We start from the raw sequence: 21619 nt of genomic DNA, 5'->3' as shown, positions 1-21619 counted from the left end.
GCCCTGCGCCGACGGTCACCAGCGCACCGACAGGGAACCACCGATGAGCGAGCACACCTGGCTGGTCGCCGACTGCCAGAATCTCCTGTCCGTCCCGGCCGGTGCCAGGCGTCAGGAAGCGGTCAACCTGGGTGCCCGCGCCGCCGACGGCGGAGTGAAGTTGCGGGAGCTTGTCACCAGCCTGCTGGACGCCGCCGTCGCCCAGTGGAGCGCCACGTCGGTGGAGGAGACCGCCACCGCCATGCACGCCCGCGCCGAAACCCTGCTGGACACCGCCCGGGTCCTACTCGCCGCTGCGGTCGACGGCTACACCCGGCAGAACCGCGCCGAGTTGGACCGCCATGACACGGAACGCCTCGCGTTCATCAACGATCTGCTCACGGGCCGCGCCGACCCCGGCGACCTGGCCGAGCGTGCACATCGATACGGCATTCGACTCTCGGCCACCCACACGGTCCTGATCGCCCGTGCGGCCAACCTGACCCCCGGCATCACCCACCGCATTGACGCCGCGCTGGCCGCCAGGTTCGGCGAAGGGAACACCCTCACGACCCTGCGCGACGGCGACGTGGTGTGCATCAGCGCCGGTGGCCTGCGGGGCATCGCGGCTGAACTCGCCCACCTACTCCTCACCGAACTCGGCGCCGGCACCTGGCAGATCGCCGTCGGCCGCACGCAACCCGGCGTGCACGGCCTGGCCACGTCCCTCGACGAGGCCCGCCACACCCTCGATCACGCCGCTAAGCTCGGCTTCACCGCGCCCGTACTCAACGCTGCCGATCTGCTGGTCTTCCCGGTGCTCCTGCGCGATCGCGACGCCATCACCGACTTGGTGACCACGGTTCTCGGACCACTCGCCACAGCCCGCGGCGGCGTCGAACCGTACCTGGAGACCCTGTCTGTCCTTTTCGACAACCAGGGCAACCACAGCGCGACCGCTCGGCAGCTGCATCTGTCTGTGCGTGCGATCACCTACCGCCTCGACCGCATCCGTGACCTCACCGGTTATCACCCCGGGGAGCCCACTCAACGCTTCACCCTTCAGGCAGCCGTGCTCGGTGCTCGGCTGCTCGGCTGGCCCGGCTAGCGACGGCCGCCCCGCTGTCCCATGATCCGCAGGGTGTTGCAGACATCGAAGACGCCAGGTGTGTCCCAGGCGAGTTCGCCAGCGATGTGCCGCGCGTTCGTATCGTTTACCAGGCCCAGGAGGATGACGACCCGGTTCTGCACGGCGACGCTGATCTGCTGCTGCCGGGTGGTCCAGTCGCCGCTCAGGCGTTGGGCGACCAGCGCTTCGATCCGCAGATCCTCGTGGTCCGGCCGGGGCTGGTCCGAGTCGTCGGCGAACCAGTCTTCACCTGGTGATGGCCAGTGCATGTACACGGGACTCCTTGTGGTGTTCGGCGATGCGGAATCCGTGGTTGGCATCTTCATGCCCGCGTCGAGGCAATGTCGGCCTCATCGGGCAGGCTTACCGTTCAGCCCGGGATCAGGAACGAGCGGTTGCCGTGGCCGGGAAGGCCGTTGAGCTCGACGGCGTCGCGCCGGACAGGTGAACGAGAGCGTCGGTGCGGCTGTCGAAGATGGGGAACGCCGCTTCCAGGCGCATGGTGTGCAGGACCGTGCGGATGAACCGCGACGGCGCGGCCAGACACAGGGTGACGCCGCGGTCGCGGGCGTCACAGTGGGCGCGAACGAGAAGCCCGAGACCGGTGGAGTCGATGAGGTGCACCCGGGTGAGGTCGACGACGACGTGTCCCCCCATGTCGGCCGCGTGGCGCAGGGCGGCGCGCAGCGTGTCACCGGTGTCGAGGTCGATGTCGCCAGTGACGACGACGACGGTCACGTCGTCCAGGTGGTCGATGCCGAGGATGCCACCCGGACCGTGGTCGTCGCCTCGGGCGGTGCCACCGCCGGAGATTGGCAGCAGGCTGCAGTGCGGGCAGCGGTGCGGACCGGTGGCGAAAGGGGAGCCGCTCCAGCCCTGCTCGGACACCAAGGTCCAGACGACCTCGGCGTCGGGGAGCACGCACGCGCTGGCCCGGACGGAATCGCCACAGATGTCGCAGATCAGTGTCATGAGGTGGTCGTCCGGGACGACGGTCATTCTGATGTCCTTCCGACGGTCGGGCTGATGCTCCGCAAACCCGCGCTTCAGCGTTCAGGCGTAGTGCGGCCATCGGTCATCACTGGGGCGAGAACGATGCCGACGGCGTGCTGGCTGTCGGGTTCGTCAGTGCGGGGCGTGCACCGACGCCCGGCCGTGAGCGACCAGCGGCGGGTGTGCTGGATCAGGCTGCTGGCCCTCGGTCGGTGGGACGGATGTGCACGACGGGGGACTGCTGATGATTTGCAGGACCCGGTCGAGACGCGCGTTGTGCAGGATGCGCGCGATACGGGGATTCGGGTCACGGACGGTGAGGACGCCGTCGGCACGCGCCAACCGCCGGTGCACCTCGAGCAGCAGGCCGATCGCTGCGGCGTCGATGTGCCGGCACCTCGACAGGTCGATGATGACCCGCTGGGGATGCAGGTTCAGCAGTTGGTCGAATACGGCTCCGGCCGCCGGCAGGCAGTCCCGGGAGAGTTCGGTGACGTCTACCTCGACCAGCGGCAGCGTGCACGGCGTCGGCGCCAGTGGCCCTGTCACAGGCGTGTCCCCTCCCAGTCGCGGACCCAGTCGCCTACGACCGTGCCGTGTCCACTTGGCAGTCACTGCGCGGATGTATGACAGTCGCGTGACAAATCCGTCGGCCGGTCGTCAGGGTTGGCTGGCGGGCCGCTGCTCTGGGGATGATGCCGGGTATGACGGCCGTACTGTTGATCGAGGACGACGACCGTATCCGCCTGGCGCTGCTGCTCGCCTTGGAGGACGAGGGCTACGAGGCCGTCGGTGCGGCCACCGCCGAGGAGGGGCTGCGCGCGCAGCGCCGCAGCCCGGCCGACTATGTGTTGGTCGACCTGATGCTGCCCGGTCTTGACGGCTTCGAGTGCATCCGGCAGATCCGCCGGGACGACGACGTGCCGATCGTGGTGGTCAGCGCCCGCGACGACACCCAGGACATCGTGGCCGCCCTGGAGGCCGGCGCCGATGACTACGTCGTCAAACCGGTAGCGATCAAGGAGCTGACGGCACGGCTGCGCGCGCTGCGCCGCCGTGCGCGCAGCGCCGCTTCGGGGCAGGTGCTGGAGCCGGTGCCCGTGCTCGCCTTCGGTGAACTGGAAATCAGCCCCGACGCGGGAGAGGTCCGTTGCGCGGGCCAGCCCGTGGGGGTCACCCGCACCGAGTTTCGGCTGCTCTGCGAGCTGGCCGAACACGCTGGCCGGGTGCTGTCCCGTCAGCAGTTGCTCAGCCGGGTCTGGGGGTACGACAACGGTGATGAACGGCTGGTCGATGTGCACGTCGGCCGGCTGCGGCAGAAGATCGAGCCGGATCCGGCGAACCCGAAGCGCCTGGTGACCCTGCGGGGTCTGGGCTACAAGCTGCAGCGATGAGACGCCTCGGCCTGCGGACCCGGGTCACCGCGGCGTTCGCCGTCGGCGCGCTCCTGCTCGCGGCGTCGATGGCCCTGGTCTCCTACGAGCTGACCCGACAGTCCCTGATGAACGAGCGGGAACGCACGGCGCTGCGCGCCGCCTACTTCGACGCCACGGTCGTTCGCGCCGGCCTGGACACCGACACGCCCGACGTCGTGGAGGTGCTTCGGTCGTTGGACACCGGCGGCAGCCGGCGGCCCGTGCTGCACCTCGACGGCGAGTGGTACGCCCGCACCGCCGACCCGGGCACCACCACCGCCATCCCGGCCGACATGAGACAGATCGTCGCCGCCGGCGAGCCGGCGGTGCAGCGTGTGCGCGTCAACGGCCAGACCGCCCTGGTGGTCGGGGTGCCCCTGTCGGCGACGGCAACGTACTTCGAGGTCAACTCGCTGATCGAGTTGGAGCAGACGTTCCAGGTGCTGGCTCTCGCGTTGACCACCGTTGCGATCATGGTGGCCGGGTCCGGCGCCGCCCTCGGGTGGTACGCCACCCGGCATGGCCTGCGGCCGTTGACCGCGGTGGCCGACGCTGCCGAGAAGATCGCCGCCGGTGACTTCACCGCTCGGCTCGACCCGGCCACGGATCCCGACCTGACCCGGCTGTCGTCCTCGTTCAACCAGATGGTGGACCGACTCGCCCACCGTATCGAACGCGACCGCCGCTTCGCCGCCGACGTCAGCCACGAGCTGCGGTCGCCGTTGCAGACCCTGGCCGCAGCGGCAAGCGTCCTGGCTCGCCGCAGGCAGCACCAGGACGAACGAACCGCTGTCGCGGCCGGGCTCGTCGCCGACGAGATCGACCGTTTCCAGCGGCTGGTCAACGACCTGATCGACCTGGCGCGCAGCGACCAGCCCGCCGACCGCACCCCGGTGGACGTGGCGGCGCTGGCCCGCGAGGCCTGCCGCACCCTCGACCTGCCGGATTCGATCGTTCACCTGGCCCCGGCCACGCCCGCGACGTGGCGGATCGACCGGCGACGTGTCGCGCAGGTGCTGGCGAATCTGCTCGACAACGCCGTGACCTACGGCGGAGGCCCGACGTCTGTCCTGCTTACCCATGACGGCGGCGCTGGTGTGATCGAGGTCGACGACGAAGGCCCGGGGGTCCCTGTCGAGGACCGCGAAGTGATCTTCGAACGCTTCGTTCGCGGTCGAGCCGCCCACACTCGCGCCACCGGCGACGGCACCGGTCTTGGTCTCGCCCTGGTCGCGCAGCACGCCGCCGCGCACGGCGGTCACATCACCGTCACGGACCGCTCTGACGGCGGCGCCCGCTTCCGCGTCACCCTGCCGGAGAGCCTGACATGAACCGACGTCATCTCGTCGCGGTGGCGTTCGTCGCGCTACTGGCCGGTTGTGGCATCCCAGCCGACGACGCGCCCCGTACCGTCCAGCCTCCGCCGGGCCCGTTCGAGAGGTCGACACCCACCGACGCCACCACGCCGGCCGGCCCCGCCACCGAGACGCTCTGCATGGTCCGCGACAACCGGCTCATCCCGGTGCCCCGACGCGCCGACCGGCCCGCCACTGTGGAAGACCAGCTGCGGGATCTGCTCGGCGGACCCACCACCGCGGAACGCGACAAGGACCTCACCAGCGCGCTGCCGGGAGCCGTCAACGCCGCCGGTGTGACAGTGACCGGAACGCAGGCCCAGGTCATGGTTGACGAACCCGGCAACGACGCCGGCCGCAGCGACGAGGTCCTCGCCTTCGGGCAGATCGTCTGCACCCTCACCAGCCGCGACGACGTCACCTCGGTCACATTCCTGCGTGACGGCAAGCCACTGGCCGTACCCCGCGCCGACGGCTCGCTGTCCGACCAACCCCTCGTGCGTGCCGACTACACCCCACTGATCAAGGCTCGTTGAAGGATCACCACGCCGGGACGCTCAGTCCCAGACCGCCACCTCCTGCGCCACGAGCGCCCGTCCCCCTTCGAAGGCCCGGTATGGTCCGGCGGGCCCAAGGTGGTAGCGGTCCGCGAGGGCACGGTGGGTGAACGAGGCCACCGTGCCTCGCACGGTCACCAACTGAGGCGTGGCCAGTTCGGACGGACGTTCCGACAGTACGAGCAGCGTCCCGTCGGTCAGATCCGCGTCGCGTACGACGAACGCAGTCTCGGTGATGACCCGCTCGACGGTGGCGGTCACGGTAAGACGATCGCCTATCTCGGCTCGCGCGACCGTGCCTGCCTGGGTCGTGGGCATGGGCTCGGGAGTGGGTCGCGGAGCCGCGGACCGCTGGGTGCATCCCGTGGCGAGCAGAACCGCCAGGAGAGGAATCGCCAGCGCCATGCGCTTCCGATCGTGCCACCTCTCCATCTCCGTCCTCCTCTCCAGATAAGGGTGCACCTGCGAATTGCCCAGGTGATGTGGCGGTACGACAACAGCCACGTGACAGTCGTGTGACGATCTTCGCCGCCGAGCAGGAGCCTTCTTGAACAGGAGTTTTGGCCCGCTCGGCTCGGGTAGGGCCGAGCGTCGAGGGGAAGTCGGCGCGACCGGGCGGTCGAGACGTCACCGACCGCGAGTGAGCGCCGATGCCGGACGACAACCGGAGAGACGGACACATGCGACTCCTGCAGCAGCGCTACCGGCTCGACGATCCGGTCGGTCATGGCGGCATGGCAGTGGTCTGGCGCGGTTTCGACCTGCGGCTCCAACGGATGGTCGCGGTGAAGATGCTCTCGCCCGAGTTGCTGGACGACCCGTCGGCGCGTGAGCGGCTGCGTGCTGAGGCGCTCGCCGCGGCGATGCTCGACCATCCGCACATCGCCGCCGTGTACGACTACGGCGAGCAGCGGCACCGCAGGAGACGTACGCCGTTCCTGGTGATGGAGTTCGTCGACGGGGAAACCCTCGCCGCCCGCCTTGAGCGCTCGGGCGCAATGGCATGGCCCGAAGCGGCCCGAATCGGCGCCGCGGTCGCGGACGCCCTCGCCAGAGGTGTGCTGGACCCGCGCCGGGTCGCGGTGCCGCTGGCGGACGCGCTGCCCGGCGTCCGAGTGGTGGTGGGCGAGGTCGACGGCATCGATGTGGACGGGCGCACGGTGTCGTACACCGATGTGGAGGGGCGCGGTGGTCGGTTGGCGTATCACCGGCTGGTGTTGGCCGCGGGCAGCGTCAACAAGCTGCTGCCCATCCCCGGGGTGGCCGATCACGCGCACGGATTCCGAGGCATCCCCGAGGCCGTGCACCTGCGCGAGCGGTTGGTCCAGCAGATCGGAGTCCGCGTTCGCCTCGTACCGCGGTGTCGCGCCGATAGAAGTTTCATCCGGTGACGTCCAACGCCACCGCCTGTCACGCGCCGGCGACCGGCAACTGAACTACGCGCTGCATGTGATGGCCATGGCCCAGATCAAACGAGCGACCCCAGGCCGCAACTGCTACCAGCGCAACGAGCCGCAGGCAGCAACGGGTGCAGGTGCTGCCATTGGATGTCGCTAAGGTCATGCCGCGCCGCCGCCGCTAGGCTGGCCACAAGGTCTCCGGTATTCAGGTTTGCTCGGTCGCTAACCCACTTATTGGAGACCTCTTCAGTTATCGACCACCGCCACGCCGTGACCTCACCCGGCCAACATTCACTTACGAAACGCGCCCTAGTTCAGCACCCCAAGAGCAGGGCGTCTGCGCAATAGACGGACCTCGCCAAGCGAACCTCAAGCCTGCCCTCTTTGTGCCGTCATTCAGAAGAGGGGCGCCGCTTCTTCGCATGAGCGCTCACAATGGCTGTCTGCACCTTGATGGGACTGCGTCGCGGACGTGCGTAGGGGGAGGGAGCCAGTTGCGCAGTTCGGTCACCGCCGCGTCCCGCCATGATCTTGGGGATGTCGGCGCGGCCGAGCTTGCGCTGGGCGATCCCGGCCCGCACCGGGCCGTCAAGGAGCTGACCCCGGTGTACGGAGCCATCGATCTCCTGGCAATGATCGACGCACAGACGCCGTCCGGGTACCCGTCGTTCACCACACGCCGATGCCGACGTTTCGCCGTCCTCCGGCGGGGACCGACGACCGGCAAAAGCGGTTCGGTCAGCCCGGTGGACGCGGGCGCAAGTACCGGCCGACGGATGGCCGGACCGGATCGAACTCCGACAGGTACATGGATGTGAACATCGGCCTGCCGGGGCGAGGGCCGCACTGTCGGCGACCTGCTGTGAACTCAGGCCACCCACCCGCGCCCGTCCGCCCGTCGGGCCTGACCACTTCGAGCATCGTCCGGATCCGTTAACTCGGCTGCCCAGCCGGAAGATCGGTGTGTACAGCGGGCTTGATCGACGCACGCGCCAGGGAAATCGATGATTTCGCTGGGGCAGGCCGACCACGGTCAGCTTGTCACATTTGCGACAGGGGTGGTGATGGCGATCAATGCCTAAACTCTGATATCAATCATTCAGCACCGGTGCATGGTTCGCGCAAAACCAGAGGCAAGGTCGAAACGGGGAGGACCAGAATGCCAAACAGGGTGCGCATTTTCGCCAGAATTTTGGCGGTGATCACGTGTCTGGCCGTGATCGCGCCGATCAGCGCTGCGCACGCCAGTGCGCCCAGCGACGTGAACTCGGCCGAAAGGCAGGGAACGCCAGGACCGACGATCGACGGCGGTAGCGTCGTTATCCAGTCCTGCTATGGCAACGCGAAGAGCTACGACGCCTACAACGATTATTTCTACTGGCCCTTGACGGGGTACGCAAAAACAACAGCGGCATGCGCCGACATTAATATCAAGCCCACGGACCGTGGCATCTACGCGCAGGTCTGCTTCCGACGCACCGGCACGTGCAACGGTTACAAATGGGCGGCACGGAATAGCTGGACGGTGATTGCCACGAACGTCCTCGACGGTACGGACTACTGGCTGGACTTCAGCGGGGTGAGCAGAGGGCTGGTTGCCGCCTAGCGCTCTTCGAGCCGGGCAGCAGAGGTGAGGCATAACGCCCGCCACGTGCAGCGGGTTATTGCCAATCGCACCGTGTGCTCGTGGCCCTGGTGAGGGACATCGAAGGCCCTGGCGGGGACTAGCGTCCCGGCCAGGGCCCTCGCGGTGGACAGACCACCGCATTCGATGCCGTCAGCTGGGAGCCAAGGCTGGTCAGCTCGGGTTGGCCGAGATGTCGACCGTGGTGAGGTTGCCCTTGCCGATGGTGTGCACCAGGGATCGGTCGTCGGAGAGGAGCCAACTTGTTGGATTGGTGGCGGAGGTCAGGGTCTGCAGCCATGATTTTCGAGGTTGTGGTCGGGGTCGCTCGGGAAACACCTGCCGCCCACGGGCTGGCCCTCGAACAGCCTGCGCCCCGGCCATAACCGCCGGCGGGAGTGGCTCGAGAGAGGTCTGTTTAGCCCGAAGTTGGTCTGCCCTCCTCGCCGAACCCCTTTTTCCCGGCCCTGCAAGGAGACCCCGTGCGCTCCGCCGCACCGTCAGCAACTGCTCCGGTCGTCATCGCGATCGATCCTCACAAGGCGTCCTGGATCGCCGTCGCGGTCGACAACCGACTGCAGCCTCTGGCCGCGATCCGCGTCGAGGTCAACCGTGACGGCTATCGGCAGTTACGTCGCTTCGCCGGCCGCTGGTCGCATGCCGTCTGGGCGGTCGAAGGCGCGACCGGCCTTGGTGCCACGTCGACCTCTCGTCTGGCAGCCGACGGCGTGGACGTCGTGGATGTGCCCGCGAAGCTGGCCCGCCCGCGTGCGGCTGCTGTCCACCGGGCACGGCCGCAAGACCGACCAGGCCGACGCCCTCTCGGTGGGAGTCGCCGCGCACACCGCTGCTCGACTCAACACCGCCATGGTGGATGAGGCGGTCGCCGCCCTGCGGTGCCTCACCGAACACCGCGATGACCTCGTCCGCAGCCGCACTCAGATCGTCAACCGGCTGCATGCGCTGCTGGCGCAGCTCATTCCTGCCGGTCTGCCCCGCGGACTGACCGCCGACAACGCCGCGGCCGCGCAGCGCAGCATCCGCCCACGGGCCGTGTTGGCCCGCACCATGCGCCAGGTCGCCGTGGACCTGCTCGGCGAGCTGCGCCGCCTCGATCGGCGCATCGCCGAGGCAACAGCAACTCTGTCCGCCGTGGTCGCAGCGTCTGGCACCACCTTGACCGATCTGCACAGCATCGGCGACGTCACCGCCGCGAAGATCCTCGCCCGCTCCGGCGCCGTCAACAGGTGCCGGTCGGAGTCCGCGTTCGCCTCGTACTGCGGTGTCGCGCCGATAGAAGTGTCATCCGGTGACCGTCCAACGCCACCGCCTCTCGCGCGCGGGGGACAGGCAGCTGAACTACGCGCTGCACGTCATGGCCATGGCCCAGATCAGACGAGTGACCCCGGGCCGGGACTACTACCAGCGCAAACGAGCCGCCGGAAAGACCCACAAGGAGGCCATGCGCTGCCTGAAACGGCGCCTGTCCGACGTCGTCTACCGCACCATGATCAAAGACACGGAGACCTCTCTGCTGCCGATGCCTTGACACAGAGAGATGCCGTTAGATCCACAGACCCCCGTCAGGCCGCGCCGAGGCCGTTCATGAAGGTGGCTACGACGAGGTCGGCGGCTTGCGGTGGCGTCAGGGTGGGGAACTGGTGGGCTGCGGCGTCGACGAGCTGGTCGAGGACCGTTCGCGCCCAGGTCATGTCCACGTCGACGCGGAGGTATCCCTCGTCTCGTGATCGGCGGATGAAGGCGTCGACTCGGGCGCTCTGCTCCTGACGGCGGATGCTGGCGGCAGGGTCGTTCTGCATCATGCGGCGAGTGTCGAGAGGCCATTCGCGGCTGACGGGGACGATTCCCTCCACGTAGCGGTGCAGGGCGACGGGCACGGGGGCCTCGGTCAGGCGGGCCTCGTCGAGGACGTTTTCGGCGGAGTCGAGCTTGGCCTGGAAGACGGCACTGAGCAGGGCTTCGCGGTTCGCGAAGCGGCGGTGCACGGTGGTGCGGTCCACTCCGGCGGCAGCGGCGACGGCTGACATGGAGGTGCCGGGGTCCTCGGCCAGAAGTCGAGCTCCGGCGCGGAGGACGGCATCTAGATTACGGGCGGCATCGGCTCTCATGGTGCTGCGATCATACTCGACTGTTTCAGCTACCCGGCAATCTTCTACGTGTGAGCAGCGGAACAGAATATTATCGCCTCACTGCTGTTGCATTTAGCGACCGTAACTCTACGGTTGTGTTGCTGCCCGCTTCGGGCGGCGAGGAATGACAGGCGAGAGGATACGTACGATGACAAGAACTTGGCTGATCACCGGTGGCTCGCAGGGCCTGGGCAAGGCACTGGTGCTCGCAGCGCTGGAGGCCGGTGACCGAGTAGTGGCGACCTCCCGCAAGCCGGAAGCGTTGGCTTCCCTGGTGGCAGAGCACCCCGAGCGTCTCGCGACCGTCGCGCTCGACGTCACCTCCCCGGCGCAGGCCCGAGAGGTGGTCGCCGCGGCGGTGCAGCGGTTCGGCTCCATCGACCTGGTGGTCAACAACGCGGGCTACGCCACCAGCGGCTCGATCGAGGACTTCCCCGAGGAGGAATTCCGCGCGCAGGTCGAGGCGAACCTGTACGGCGTGGTCAATGTGACGAGGGCGGTCCTACCCGTGATGCGCGGGCAGCGCTCCGGGCACATCGTGCAGATCTCCTCGATCGGCGGTCGCGTAGGCGGCACCCCCGGCCTGGGTGCCTACCAGACGGCGAAGTTTGCTGTGGAGGGCTTCTCCGAGGTCCTCGCCAACGAAGTGGCCCCCTTGGGCATCAAGGTCACCATCGTCGAGCCGGGTGGTATCCGCACCGGCTGGGCCACCGGGGCCGCCCAACCCTCCGGTCCCATCACGCCTGACTACGAGCAGACGGTTGGCGCATGGCTGGATCGATTCGCACAGTATGCCGGGAACGAGCCCGGCGACCCGCACCGCATGGCCCGCACCATCGTCGACACTGTGGGCGCCGCGGAGCCTCCGCGCCGGCTGCTGCTCGGCAGCGACGCACTAGGGATCGCGATCAGCTCAGAGGAAGGCCGTATAGCGGAAGCCAACTCGTGGGCCAAGGTGAGCCGGTCCACGGATTACCCCACCGCCTGACCGACGCCGTGGTGGCTGGGGAACGGGGCCGGTCAATGCGCGCCGCATACCTGCCCCGCTCCGCGAGCGCGCCCAGTTCGCCAAAGGGATGAACGCAATGATCAAGACCTTTTTGATAGCCGGCGCGGCGGGGGGACTGGGCGGCCGGGTCGTCGAGGCCGCCCTCGCCGCCGGCCACAACGTAGTCGCGACCGACCTCGCGCCCCACGGCGTATCTGTACCTGACGAGTACCGCGACCGGTTGCGCGTACGCATCATGGACGTCACCGATCCGGACTCCGCCCGTGCTGCGGTCGCCTGCGCGGTCGCCGAGTTCGGCGCGGTCGATGTGCTCGTGAACAGCGCCGGTGCCCGAACTGTCGGTTCGATCGAGGACATGTCCGACGACGATTTCCACCGCGATGTCGACGTCAACTTCTTCGGTGCGGTCAACACGGTGCGCGCCGTCCTGCCGGTGATGCGCCCGCGTCGTTCTGGCAGCATCATCAACGTCTCCACCATCGGCGGCCGGCGCAACCAGCCCGGTCTGAGCGCCTACCAGTCATCCAAGTGGGCGCTGGGCGGTTTCACCGAGATCCTCGCCCGCGAGGTAGCCCCCATCGGGATCCGCGTCACCTTGGTGGAACCTGGCGGAATCCGAACCCCGTGGGCAGTCGCCCCGATGACGGTGCCGGACATCCACCCCGAGTACGAGGAAACGGTCGGCGCCTTCGCCCGCACCTACAGCAACAACCCCGACGTGCAGCGGGGCGACCCGGCCAAGATGGCCGCCGCGATCCTGAGGCTCACCGAAGAGCCGGCACCGCCGATGCGGCTTCTGCTCGGCTCCGACGCTGCCTGGCTCGCCCCGCAGATCACGACGGCGCGAGCCGCGGAAGACGCGGCGTGGCGCGAACTCAGCGTATCCACCGACCGCGACGGACTCGGCGATTTCGCCGACACCGAGGTCGCGCGGATGGTCCGCCCGGCCAAGCCCTGATACCCACCCCACCATCCCCTTCCCTCCACCACTTTTCACCTAAGGAATGACAGACATGACTGTGCGCGACAAGCTCTACATCGGTGGTTCCTGGGTGACTCCCAGCGCACCTGAGCTGATGCTCGATATCCTGTCGCCCCACGACCAGTCGGTCATCGGCCGTGCGGCGCAGGCCGCGCCGGCCGACATCGACAGGGCGGTCGCTGCGGCGCGTGAGGCATTCGACCACGGCCCGTGGCCGCGTACCACGCCCGAAGAGCGCCAGGAGGTCGTGCGTCGCTACGATGCGCTGCGCACCGCTCGGGCCGACGACATCGCCGCGGCGATCTCGACCGAGAACGGCTCGGCGGGCTGGTTCACCAAGATCGGTCAGCCATTCCTGACCCGTCAGACCAACGCCTACCTCCAGGCAGCCGAGGAGTTCGGCTGGGAGGAAATCGTCACCCCGTCCGACCCTTCGGTGGCCTTCGACACCATCGTGCGGCGCGAGGCGATCGGTGTGGTCGCCGCGGTCATCCCGTGGAACTCCCCGTTCTCCGCCGCCACCGCGAAGCTGATCCCGGCTCTGCTGGCGGGCAACACCGTCGTGCTGAAGGTCTCCCCGGAGAACTCGCTGAGCATGATGCTGCTGGCGGACCTGTGGCACGAGGCCGGCCTGCCCGAGGGCGTCCTCAGTGTTCTTCCGGCCGACCGTGAGACCAGCGAGCACCTCGTCTCGCACGCCCACGTGGACAAGATCTCCTTCACCGGATCGACCCGCGCCGGACGGCGGATCGCGGCGATCGCCGGGGAGCAGCTGAAGCGTGTGGGTCTCGAGCTGGGCGGCAAGTCCGCCGCCCTGATCCTGGACGACGCCGACCTGGCGGCCGCGATGCAGGGCCTCAGGTTCGGTTCGCTGGGCAACAACGGTGAGGCGTGCATCCTGCAAACTCGGATCCTGGCCCCGCGCAGCCGCTACGAGGAGGTCGTGGCCGCAGTGAAGGAAATGGTCGAGTCGCTGAAGGTCGGCGACCCCTCCGCCGCCGACACCTTCATCGGCCCGATGATCCGCCGCGACCAGCAGCAGCGGGTCATTGATTACATCAACATCGGCATCGAGGAGGGCGCACGGCTGGTGACCGGCGGGCCGCATGTCCCGGCAGGCCTGGAGAGCGGCAACTATGTCACACCGACCGTATTCGCCGACGTCGACAACCGCATGCGCATCGCGCAGGAGGAGATCTTCGGCCCGGTCCTGGCCGTCATCGCCTACGACAACGACGACGATGCTGTGCGGATCGCCAACGACTCCGAGTACGGACTGTCCGGCGGCATCTGGTCCACGGACGCCGCCCGCGCCCTGGCCGTCGCCCGCCGGCTGCGCACGGGCACAGTCACGCTGAACGGCTCTCCGATCAGCTTCGACGGACCCTTCGGCGGCTACAAGGCCAGCGGCCTCGGCCGCGAGTACGGCAAGGTCGGCCTGACCGGCTACGTCGAGCATAAGTCGATCACCCGCACCCGGTAATCGCGTGTGCGAGGGCCTCGTGTGAGCGGCGTTCTCGTCTGCGCCCGGTTGGCCTCCGCAATGAGCTCGAAGCTCTTGAGCCGGTTACCGTATGCGTGTGTGATATTGGCGATCATGATCTCGTTCGCCCCCGTGCGCTCGGCGAGATCCTCCAACCCTGCCTTGGCCGTCGTCGGTTGTCTGAACAGCGCAGACATCGAAGAGGGGGTGAACCTCGTGCACTGACAAGAAACTCGGCCGCGTCCGCGACGGCGGCGGCTGGCGAGTCCTCGGGCGAGACAGCCTGGAACACCGACGTGCCCGCTACGCCAGCCGGGTCGGCTTCGACTACGTGCACTGCGCCATCGACGACCACACCCGCCTCGCCTACGCCGAGATCCACCCCGACGAGAAGACCGACATCTGCGCCGGCTTCCTGCGCCGCGCCGCCGAGCACTTCACCGCCCACGGCATCCCCCGCATCGAACGCGTCATGACCGACAACGCCCTGGCCTACCGCCGCGCCCGCAGCTGGCACCAGGCACTGGCGTCCACCTGAAACCCGGCCAGGATAACGGCCCGATTCCCCGAGCGCGTCCATCGATCGCTGGTAGCGCGCCAGGTGCTTGGCGAGAGTTTCGTCGCCGATCGAGACCGCAACGGCCGCGGGGCCCAGACATGGGAGCGTAGGTAGCCGTCGCCGAAGAGGTCACCGCAACTGGACACGCGCGAGCTTCAAAGTTGCGCCGAGTGTCATTGGCGGTGGGCAATGGGTCGTGTCGCCCGCGGACACAAACCATTGCCCCACGGTGCGCGCTGAGATTGACTTCGGCGCGCACCGTTTGCGTTTCCGGCTGGTAGTTGAGCCGGAGTCCGAGTTGCCGGTAGACCTCGGCCTTGTCGGAGGGGTCGGCGTCGCGGAGCACGGTGGTGATGTCGCCGAGTGGGGTCACCAGGGCAGCGATTTCTGCTCGGCTCATCCGGCGCGGGGTGGAACCCGCGATGGCGCGTAGGTCCGGCTTCTGCTCGGGTGCGTTCGGCCTGGGTTTGCGCGATCCAGCCGGTGACCACCGCCGGGTCGGTGCCGGCGTCGAGGGCGGCGCGGTAGCGCTCCAGCTTGGCGTCGCACTCGGTGATGATCGCTTGGGCTGTGCTGCCCGTTGTGGGCGGATGGTGGAGAGGTTCGGCGTCGGCCATCGCGATGATCGTCTGCGCGATGCGGTGGGGTGCGAAGGCGGAGGCCAGCCAGGTGTCGAGCGGGTCGGTGAGCGCGTCTTCGCGCAGGTACACGTCGCCGTGGTTGTACTGGCCCTGCATACGTCGGTTGCAGGCGGCGCAGTAGATGAGGCCGCGAAAGACGTACGGGTTGCGGGTGCGCTGCCGGACGTGTTGTCCGCCGGTCCCCCGGCCCCGCTGTTGCAGGATGGCTTGGGCCCGTTCGAAGGTCGCGTCGTCGATGCGCGGTTCGTGGGTGATGTCCTTGGAGACCACCTACTTTGTCGGCGCGGCGTGCCGCACGCCCGGGTGGGCCAACCTGCTGAGAAGAGCACCGTCTTCACACCAAAGTGCTCCGCGGTTTTGCGCAGCTTATGAAACCGATCCATGTCGTCTGTTGGGGGAGTCAACTAGCGACCCAACAAGCCGCCGAGCGGTCGTGCGGAGAGGCAATTCATGCGACCCGACTCGGCGCACATGGTCCTTTCGCGTCATACCGGCTCACACGGTGGTCGGTGAGCCTGCCTGATCCCGCCACCGGCGATGTACCCGGCGCGCGCGGCATCGAGGCTCAGCCTCCCGTTTGGTCCACCCCTCACCACAGCGCTGTCGTGCTCATCTTGGCCGTCGTCTTCCCACCAGCACTCATCGCAGATCTCGTACCCGCCGCGCTCCGACAAGGTGGCGTGGCCGCAGCATGGACAGGTGTAGAGAGAGTCGTCTCTGGCCGGGGCCAGGACATTCTTCTGCGCAATGTAGGTGTCGAACCAAGCGACTCGCCGACGAACCAGCTCATCGTCTGACAGAGAAGGATCGTCGTTCGGATGACGCTGCACGGGTGAGCTGTCCACCAGCTCATGGTGCCAGGCGCGGGTGCCGCCTCGACGTCCGCTTCTGCCGCGAATCGCGCGCTGGTCCGGGGACCGGTGTTGGGAATCGGCGAAGTGGCACACTTCGCTCGTGAACTCGACGGTGGCAGTCGGCCGGCTCTCGGAGATCCGGGATTCTCTCGCGGCGCAGGGTTTCGACCCCCGACCGCTGGTGGTGGATGCGCCGGCTTCGCCGGGAGATCGATGCGGTAGAGGGCCTCCTTCGAGGACTTGCTCATCCGCTGGATCCCCCTGGCCTGTCCGGAAGCCGAAGATTGGCAGTGGCTGCCGTTCTGCGCACGATCAGACGAGGGCCTCGACCCCTCGTCCACGATCGCCCGGCAATGGACTGCGCTCGTACGACTCAAGAGCGGCGACCCGTAGTCGATGGGGTACTGCGGGTGCATCGCGCCGACACCGGCGCGCTCGTGCGGACCGTCACGCTTGAGCGGCCCGGGAGGGTCGACGGCTTCGACGTTGCCGCGGAGGGGGTGCTGGTGTACCAGTCCGACCAGGGGAGCTGCTGGGCAGCGCCGTGTTCGACCTGACGACCGGCCGGCAGCTGTGGCGGCATCCGGCCGAGCCGGACGGTGTTCAGCTCCAGTGGTGCGGCGGCCTGGTGTGCCGCACCGGACGCCGCTGATCGGCGCGCTCGACCGCGACCGGAGCGGTGCACATGCTGGGCCGGGCCGCCTCGCCGCCGACGCAATGCATCACGACCGCGACGCTCATGGCCTGTTGGAGCGGCCGGGTCTCGATCTGGGCCTCGGCCGCCTGAGGAGGGAGGCAACGCTGTGCGAGCAATCCCGCTGTTCGTCGTGGCACTGGTGCTCTGCGGGTGTACCGCACCAGCCCCGCCCGCCGCCGGCCCGGCCTTGCCGACCGCGTCGCCGCCGGTGCCGGCCTTCCAGCAGAGCCTGCCGGGCAGCGCCCGCCGCGAGTGTGTCGCGGTGCCCGGCGACGCCACGCTGGTGCGCTCGGGCGACTTCATCGCCGGGGACTTCGTGGAGTACCGCCGGCAATGGCATCCTGACCTGGGCCCTGATCTGGGCAAGCTGTTCTGGTTGCCGGCCCGCCCACAGCTCAACGCCGCGCTCACCGTGACCGCGACCTCCGGTGGCCGCACCGAGACCTACACTGCCGGCTCGCTGGCCACCAACGACGCCGGGCAGGCAATGTACCCCAGCGGCATCCCGTTGCCGGCCACCGGAAGGTGGAAGCTCGTCGCGCAGGCCGGCGACGGGTGGGGGTGCTTCGAGCTGACACTGCTCTGACCGGCGTTCGGCGCCCGCCCGGACCCAGCTCAGCCGACAACACCAAAGCCGGTCAAGCACCCCGACAAACGAGGCGGCCGCCGTGATCAGGGCGACGCCGTACGCCAGGCCGGTGGCGCAGCGTCTCTCGGATGTGCTGATAAGCCTCGGCAAGGAGCACCCGGCTTCGCCGACGTACCAGCAGCGCCGGCGACAAGCTGACCACCGGGATACTCGGCAACTCCTCACCCGCCACCGCGGGATGGGTTTCCTGGTGCACCTCCGTATCCAGGCGTTCCTCGAGAAGGCCCACGAGGGGGGCTGGGGAAAGTATCGACATTCGTCTAATTCGTCGTTCCTCGCTGCATCTGACGGTGACCGGTCCCGCCGGACGTATCAACCGCGCCGCGCCGCGCTCCTGAACAACGTCATCGCGTGGGCCCGGTAGGCGACAACGCCGGGTCGGCGGTCCCCCGACGATGGGAGAAGCCTGTCATGGGCAACGTAGGAAGACGAGTCCGCCGTTCGGCGCTGGCCGTGCTCACCGGCACGGCGCTGGCCGCCCTGCTGGCGGTCACCACGGCCGCCGCCGCGCCGGTCGAGGCGCGGCAGGACAAGGCCGCAGCGGCCCGCACCGACGTCTACATCCGGGACGTCGCCGCCGATGTCGGCGTCCAGCCCCACTCGTTCAACCCGCTGTGGGCCAGCCCCGACATCAAGGTCTGCCCGACCGCCGTCGAGTGTGCCGTCAGCCAGAACCCGATCGTCGGCGTCACCAACTACATCTTCGTCAAGCTGCGTAATCCCGGCCCGTACGGCACCGGCACCAGCAGCGGCGTGCTGCGGGTCTACCGGACGACGCCGGGTGGCGGTGCTGTCTGGCCGACGCACTGGACCCAGATCGGCGCGATGAACGTGACCGTCTTCGCCGGCACCACGACCGTGACGATCCCGTGGAACGGGGTGCCCGGGCCGGGCCACTTCTGCCTGCTGGCCCGGTGGGTGTCGGCCACCGATCCGATGACCTTCGAGGGTCCGGACATCAGCACCAACACCCGGAACAACAACAACATCGCCTGGCGCAACGTCGACTCGGTGCGGCTCGTCGCGGGCGGGACGCCGGTCGTGCGGCCGTTCGCCATCGGCAACTCGCTCCGGGTGGCGACCAAGAACGATCTGGTCTTCACGCAGCCGGGGGAGCAGATTCAGGGAGTGGGCGGCCGCGTCGTCGTCGACCTCGGGCCGACCCTGTTCGAGCGGTGGCAGGCCGGGGGCAAGGTCGGCACCGGCGTACGCGAGGTCGGTAAGAACCAGCTGGAGGTCGTCGAACCGGCGAAGGCCACCCTCGGCAACCTGCTGCTGGAACCGGGTGAGCGGGTCGAGTTCTCCCTCACCTTCGCGGCCGCGGTCGCGTCGGACAAGGAGTTCGCGCTCGACGTGACCCAGTTCGGCCCGGACACCAGCGGTGCGGAGCGGACCGACCTCGGTGGTGTGGAGTACCTGATCAGCGTCGGGAAGCAGTAGCCCCGGCCACCAGCGGGGGTCGTGGGCCCGGGCAGCCCGCGACCCCCTTCGCCGCGCGCTCGCCGGGACGGTCCGGGCGTCCCGGGTGCGCCGCCGTGCCGGGTGGACGGTGGGTCAGCGCAGCGAGACCCAGGTGGTGGCCACCGCGTAGTCGGCGGTGTGGGCGCGCAGCCGGACCGGGCCGGGCGGGGGAGCGTCCAGCGAGAAGAGGCCCACCGCGTCGACCGGCGCCTCCGCGTACGTGCCCGAGGCGGTCTGCGCGGACACCCGCCCACCCCGCGGCGGGGAGAGTTGACCGACGATGCCGGCGTCGGTCACCTCGATCTCCAGCGTCACCACGGCACTGCGGAACGACAGCGTCCGCGTCGACCCGGCCGACCGGGTCAGCGCCGGCGCCGCGTCGCACGCCGAGTCGAACGTCAGCTCGGCGAGTGCCACCTCCGCGTCGACGTTTCGCCAGGCGAACGCCGCCCGCGCGGCGGTCAGGAACTCCTCCGGGACCGACCCGACCTCCCGCAGCGCCGCACCCAGCTCGGCGGTCAGGGCCGCGTCATCGGCCGGCGGCAACGGCTCCATCGCGTTCACCTCCGTTCGTCCGGGTCGTGGCCGTTTCGAGAAACGGGGCGAGCGCGGGGCAGTCCCGTAGCCGGCGCAGGCATCTGGCCTGAGTCGGTCCGATGCTGCCGACCGGCACGCTCAGCCGTTCGGCGATCTCCCGGTAGCTGGCCGGCGGGTCGGCGGTCAACAGGGCCAGGAGCTGCTGGCAGCGCGGCGGCAGCTGCGCGAAGCCCTCCCGCAGTGCCTGCCGCCGCTCCGCGCGCAGCAGTTCCTCGTCGGGGGCCGCCACGTCCGCCGTGCGGGAGAAGCCATGGTACGCGTCCAGCGCGTCGTCGTACGGGTCGAAGAGCTGGGTGCGACGGCCGAGGCGGGACAGCCGGTAGCACTCGCGCCGGGCGGTGGTCGCCAGCCAGGAGGCGAGGGCCTGCGGGTCCCGTACCCGGGTCAGCTGCTCGACGAGACGCAGCCAGACGGTCTGGTTGACGTCGGCGGCGTCGGCGCGGCTCAGGTCGTACGACCGGATCACCGAGTAGACGAGCGGGGTGTACCGGTGGACCAGCTCCACCCACGCCGACTCGTCCCCGCCCGCCGCGGCGGTCACCAGGTCGGTCGCGCTCGGGTCGGTCACGGCGACGCCGTCCGCCCGCTGTTGCGGAGCTGCTCGCTCGCGGCCCGCTCGCTCATTCGACGAGCACGCCGTAGTCGGGGTGCCAGCGCGGCGCAGCGAGCAGCGCCAGCCGGGCCGCGTCGGCACTCAGGCCGCCGGCGGTCATCAGGGTGGCGAGCCGACCGGAGACGTGCGCCGCGGCGAACGAGGTACCGGCCCAGGCGGCGAAGCCGTGGAACACCCGGGTCGGCAGGCCCGGCAGCGGTAGCTGCCCCTCGACGTACGTGCTGTGGCGCTCGCCGACCGCACAGACGTCGATCCACGGCCCGTACCCGCTGTAGGTGGCCGGCACCACGCCACCGGCGCGCCGGCTGACCGCCGCCACCGCGACGACCTGGCCCAGCGCGGCGGGCCAGGTCGGCCGGCTGGTGCCGGCGTTGCCCGCCGCCGCGACCACGGCGCTCGTCGTGGGTAGCGCGGCCACGGCGTTGGCCAGGGGCAGCGACGCCCTGTCGTCCTGGGTGAACCCGCCCAGGGACAGGTTGACCACCGACACCGCCGGCGCGAGGCGGGCCATCGCGGCCACCACCGACGCCTCGTCGCCGAGGCCGGTGGCGGTCAGCGCCTGCTCCGGGTCGACCTGGACCCCCGGCGCAGCCTGCCGCACCACCCCGGCGACGAAGGTGCCGTGCCCGCCCTGCAGGGCGAGCACGTCGGTGTGCACGTAGAGCGGGTCCTCGTCGTCGACCTCCGGCAGGTACGCCCCGCCGAGCCACTGCGGGTGGTAGCCGCCGGCCTGCCGCCACATCCCGGTGTCGCAGATCCCGACGGTCACCCCGGTGCCCTCACCCGTCCGGGCCGGGTCCGGCGGCGGCAGCGCGGCGACCGTCATGGGTGGGCTGCCCGGGTTGCCCATGATGTTGCCGCAGCCCAGCAGCACGTGGTGCGGCTGCACCTTCGGCACCGGCCGTCCCGGCCACTGTTGGGGGTCGCGCAGCTTGGTCACGAGCGCGGGAACGTCGGTCTCCCGGTCGAAGAGCAGCCGGGTGACCCCGGCGAAACCGTCGCCCACGGCCACCTGGTGGCCGCGGGCACGCAGCCAGGCGGTGACCCGCTGGGCGTCAGCGTCGGCGGCGAGCAGCTGCCGTGGCCGGTAGAGGAACTCCCGGCCCGGTGTGGTGTGCCGACGCACGTTCTTGTCGGCGGCCAACGCCTCGTCGAAGGCGCGCTGGTAGGCGGCGTCGTCCGCCCCGTCGGCGCGGGCCGGGGCCGCACGGGACCCGGCGGCGAACGACGCTACGGCGGCAAGCGCGGACGCGGCCAGCAGTCGCCGTCGGGACAGTTGGCTGGCCGGGTGCGGCGCGGCGGGATGGTCAGGCGACACGGGTCCTCCATGCGGTCGGCAGAAGCGCCCGCCACTGGCCGGCGTGGCCGCGTTCCCGGGTGTCGTCGATTCTTCCAAAGCATAGTCGCATGTCAATGCCGTTAATGGTGTGTGCAGATTCCCGACAGGCTCGCACAGACATTGACGGCTGGAC

Annotated in this window: 22 protein-coding genes and 2 pseudogenes; 14 read left to right on the top strand and 10 right to left on the bottom strand. The window is 69.3% G+C overall.

Features of this window, described 5'->3' with window-relative positions:
- Positions 1–43: 43 nt before the first annotated feature.
- The gene (locus ACN263_RS18950; protein WP_422735723.1) at positions 44–1087 is read left to right on the top strand and encodes a PucR family transcriptional regulator; all 1044 of its coding nucleotides are present in this window, start codon (positions 44–46) and stop codon (positions 1085–1087) included.
- Here ACN263_RS18950 and ACN263_RS18945 read toward each other — a convergent pair.
- The 3 genes from ACN263_RS18945 to ACN263_RS18935 form a co-directional block, all read right to left on the bottom strand.
- Positions 1084–1377 (bottom strand): BON domain-containing protein, encoded by a 294-nt coding sequence (locus tag ACN263_RS18945; protein WP_422740741.1) that lies wholly within the window; start codon positions 1375–1377, stop codon positions 1084–1086. The genes ACN263_RS18950 and ACN263_RS18945 overlap by 4 nt on opposite strands.
- A gap of 112 nt (positions 1378–1489) precedes the next feature.
- Positions 1490–2107, bottom strand: coding sequence for an STAS domain-containing protein (locus ACN263_RS18940; RefSeq protein WP_422735722.1), 618 nt, complete (start codon positions 2105–2107; stop codon positions 1490–1492).
- Between the two features lie 126 nt (positions 2108–2233).
- A complete protein-coding gene (locus ACN263_RS18935; RefSeq protein ID WP_422735721.1) occupies positions 2234–2650 on the bottom strand; it encodes an STAS domain-containing protein in 417 nt (138 codons plus the stop codon).
- A 155-nt stretch (positions 2651–2805) separates the two neighbouring features.
- Here ACN263_RS18935 and ACN263_RS18930 point away from each other — a divergent pair, with 155 nt between their 5' ends.
- Genes ACN263_RS18930 through ACN263_RS18920 form a run of 3 tightly spaced genes read left to right on the top strand, consistent with a single transcriptional unit; the run spans position 2806 to position 5407 of the window.
- Positions 2806–3495 carry a response regulator transcription factor gene (locus ACN263_RS18930; protein ID WP_422735720.1) on the top strand — a complete coding sequence of 230 codons (690 nt, stop codon included), beginning with the start codon at positions 2806–2808 and terminating at the stop codon, positions 3493–3495.
- Positions 3492–4847, top strand: coding sequence for a sensor histidine kinase (locus ACN263_RS18925; protein ID WP_422735719.1), 1356 nt, complete (start codon positions 3492–3494; stop codon positions 4845–4847). Before ACN263_RS18930 ends, ACN263_RS18925 begins: the two co-directional genes overlap by 4 nt.
- Entirely contained in the window at positions 4844–5407 is a 564-nt protein-coding gene (locus ACN263_RS18920; RefSeq protein WP_422735718.1) for a GerMN domain-containing protein, read from the top strand. Before ACN263_RS18925 ends, ACN263_RS18920 begins: the two co-directional genes overlap by 4 nt.
- A 21-nt stretch (positions 5408–5428) precedes the next feature.
- Here the strand turns inward: ACN263_RS18920 and ACN263_RS18915 are convergent, their stop codons facing one another.
- Positions 5429–5689 (bottom strand): hypothetical protein, encoded by a 261-nt coding sequence (locus ACN263_RS18915; protein ID WP_422735717.1) that lies wholly within the window; start codon positions 5687–5689, stop codon positions 5429–5431.
- 419 nt (positions 5690–6108) lie between these two features.
- Here ACN263_RS18915 and ACN263_RS18910 point away from each other — a divergent pair, with 419 nt between their 5' ends.
- The 4 genes and pseudogenes from ACN263_RS18910 to ACN263_RS18895 all read left to right on the top strand — a co-directional run bounded on the left by ACN263_RS18910 (position 6109) and on the right by ACN263_RS18895 (position 10001).
- A complete protein-coding gene (locus ACN263_RS18910; RefSeq protein WP_422735716.1) occupies positions 6109–6819 on the top strand; it encodes a protein kinase domain-containing protein in 711 nt (236 codons plus the stop codon).
- The gene (locus ACN263_RS18905; RefSeq protein ID WP_422740740.1) at positions 6800–6985 is read left to right on the top strand and encodes a transposase; all 186 of its coding nucleotides are present in this window, start codon (positions 6800–6802) and stop codon (positions 6983–6985) included. Before ACN263_RS18910 ends, ACN263_RS18905 begins: the two co-directional genes overlap by 20 nt.
- Before the next feature lie 1014 nt (positions 6986–7999).
- A complete protein-coding gene (locus ACN263_RS18900) occupies positions 8000–8434 on the top strand; it encodes a hypothetical protein (protein WP_422735715.1) in 435 nt (144 codons plus the stop codon).
- 675 nt (positions 8435–9109) lie between these two features.
- Positions 9110–10001 (top strand): annotated as a pseudogene (locus ACN263_RS18895) (IS110 family transposase).
- 34 nt (positions 10002–10035) lie between these two features.
- On the opposite strand, the gene ACN263_RS18890 reads toward ACN263_RS18895, so the two are convergent.
- A complete protein-coding gene (locus tag ACN263_RS18890) occupies positions 10036–10581 on the bottom strand; it encodes a TetR/AcrR family transcriptional regulator (RefSeq protein WP_422735714.1) in 546 nt (181 codons plus the stop codon).
- Positions 10582–10750: 169 nt separating this feature from the next.
- Here ACN263_RS18890 and ACN263_RS18885 point away from each other — a divergent pair, with 169 nt between their 5' ends.
- From ACN263_RS18885 to ACN263_RS18870, 4 genes and pseudogenes are all read left to right on the top strand, one after another.
- Positions 10751–11590 (top strand): oxidoreductase, encoded by an 840-nt coding sequence (locus ACN263_RS18885; protein WP_422735713.1) that lies wholly within the window; start codon positions 10751–10753, stop codon positions 11588–11590.
- A 97-nt stretch (positions 11591–11687) separates the two neighbouring features.
- A complete protein-coding gene (locus ACN263_RS18880) occupies positions 11688–12569 on the top strand; it encodes an SDR family NAD(P)-dependent oxidoreductase (protein WP_357105606.1) in 882 nt (293 codons plus the stop codon).
- 61 nt (positions 12570–12630) lie between these two features.
- Entirely contained in the window at positions 12631–14076 is a 1446-nt protein-coding gene (locus tag ACN263_RS18875; RefSeq protein ID WP_422735712.1) for an aldehyde dehydrogenase, read from the top strand.
- Positions 14077–14302: 226 nt separating this feature from the next.
- A pseudogene (locus ACN263_RS18870) lies at positions 14303–14575 on the top strand (IS481 family transposase); the annotation flags it as partial.
- 233 nt (positions 14576–14808) lie between these two features.
- Here ACN263_RS18870 and ACN263_RS18865 read toward each other — a convergent pair.
- Together ACN263_RS18865 and ACN263_RS18860 are read right to left on the bottom strand one after the other, a co-directional pair.
- A complete protein-coding gene (locus tag ACN263_RS18865; protein ID WP_422735711.1) occupies positions 14809–15546 on the bottom strand; it encodes a zinc ribbon domain-containing protein in 738 nt (245 codons plus the stop codon).
- Between the two features lie 215 nt (positions 15547–15761).
- On the bottom strand, positions 15762–16106 hold the full coding sequence (locus ACN263_RS18860; RefSeq protein WP_422740739.1) for a CPCC family cysteine-rich protein: 345 nt from the start codon (positions 16104–16106) through the stop codon (positions 15762–15764).
- Between the two features lie 827 nt (positions 16107–16933).
- Between ACN263_RS18860 and ACN263_RS18855 the strand changes: the two genes are divergently transcribed.
- Complete coding sequence (locus tag ACN263_RS18855) at positions 16934–17413, top strand: hypothetical protein (RefSeq protein ID WP_422735710.1); 480 nt, start codon at positions 16934–16936, stop codon at positions 17411–17413.
- Positions 17414–17887: 474 nt separating this feature from the next.
- Positions 17888–18916: a hypothetical protein gene (locus ACN263_RS18850; RefSeq protein WP_422735709.1), complete on the top strand. Its 1029-nt coding sequence runs from the start codon at positions 17888–17890 to the stop codon at positions 18914–18916.
- Between the two features lie 114 nt (positions 18917–19030).
- Here the strand turns inward: ACN263_RS18850 and ACN263_RS18845 are convergent, their stop codons facing one another.
- Genes ACN263_RS18845 through ACN263_RS18835 form a run of 3 tightly spaced genes read right to left on the bottom strand, consistent with a single transcriptional unit; the run spans position 19031 to position 21465 of the window.
- A complete protein-coding gene (locus ACN263_RS18845) occupies positions 19031–19492 on the bottom strand; it encodes a hypothetical protein (protein ID WP_422735708.1) in 462 nt (153 codons plus the stop codon).
- On the bottom strand, positions 19467–20102 hold the full coding sequence (locus tag ACN263_RS18840; protein ID WP_422735707.1) for an RNA polymerase sigma factor: 636 nt from the start codon (positions 20100–20102) through the stop codon (positions 19467–19469). Before ACN263_RS18840 ends, ACN263_RS18845 begins: the two co-directional genes overlap by 26 nt.
- Before the next feature lie 52 nt (positions 20103–20154).
- Entirely contained in the window at positions 20155–21465 is a 1311-nt protein-coding gene (locus ACN263_RS18835) for a S8 family peptidase (RefSeq protein WP_422735706.1), read from the bottom strand.
- Positions 21466–21619: the final 154 nt, after the last annotated feature.

This window comes from Micromonospora sp. WMMD729, assembly GCF_049315225.1.
Taxonomy (GTDB): Bacteria; Actinomycetota; Actinomycetes; order Mycobacteriales; family Micromonosporaceae; genus Micromonospora.
The sequence above is the reverse complement of the archived record's forward strand: the minus strand, read 5'-3'. Positions and strand labels throughout refer to the sequence as shown.

What these genes read in the sequence shown, in the direction of transcription:
- ACN263_RS18950 (WP_422735723.1), top strand. Translation starts at nt 44, where the DNA reads ATGAGCGAGCACACCTGGCTGGTCGCCGACTGCCAGAATCTCCTGTCC.
- ACN263_RS18945 (WP_422740741.1), bottom strand. Translation starts at nt 1,377, where the DNA reads ATGCACTGGCCATCACCAGGTGAAGACTGGTTCGCCGACGACTCGGAC.
- ACN263_RS18940 (WP_422735722.1), bottom strand. Translation starts at nt 2,107, where the DNA reads ATGACCGTCGTCCCGGACGACCACCTCATGACACTGATCTGCGACATC.
- ACN263_RS18930 (WP_422735720.1), top strand. Translation starts at nt 2,806, where the DNA reads ATGACGGCCGTACTGTTGATCGAGGACGACGACCGTATCCGCCTGGCG.
- ACN263_RS18925 (WP_422735719.1), top strand. Translation starts at nt 3,492, where the DNA reads ATGAGACGCCTCGGCCTGCGGACCCGGGTCACCGCGGCGTTCGCCGTC.
- ACN263_RS18920 (WP_422735718.1), top strand. Translation starts at nt 4,844, where the DNA reads ATGAACCGACGTCATCTCGTCGCGGTGGCGTTCGTCGCGCTACTGGCC.
- ACN263_RS18910 (WP_422735716.1), top strand. Translation starts at nt 6,109, where the DNA reads ATGCGACTCCTGCAGCAGCGCTACCGGCTCGACGATCCGGTCGGTCAT.
- ACN263_RS18890 (WP_422735714.1), bottom strand. Translation starts at nt 10,581, where the DNA reads ATGAGAGCCGATGCCGCCCGTAATCTAGATGCCGTCCTCCGCGCCGGA.
- ACN263_RS18885 (WP_422735713.1), top strand. Translation starts at nt 10,751, where the DNA reads ATGACAAGAACTTGGCTGATCACCGGTGGCTCGCAGGGCCTGGGCAAG.
- ACN263_RS18880 (WP_357105606.1), top strand. Translation starts at nt 11,688, where the DNA reads ATGATCAAGACCTTTTTGATAGCCGGCGCGGCGGGGGGACTGGGCGGC.
- ACN263_RS18850 (WP_422735709.1), top strand. Translation starts at nt 17,888, where the DNA reads ATGGGCAACGTAGGAAGACGAGTCCGCCGTTCGGCGCTGGCCGTGCTC.
- ACN263_RS18845 (WP_422735708.1), bottom strand. Translation starts at nt 19,492, where the DNA reads ATGGAGCCGTTGCCGCCGGCCGATGACGCGGCCCTGACCGCCGAGCTG.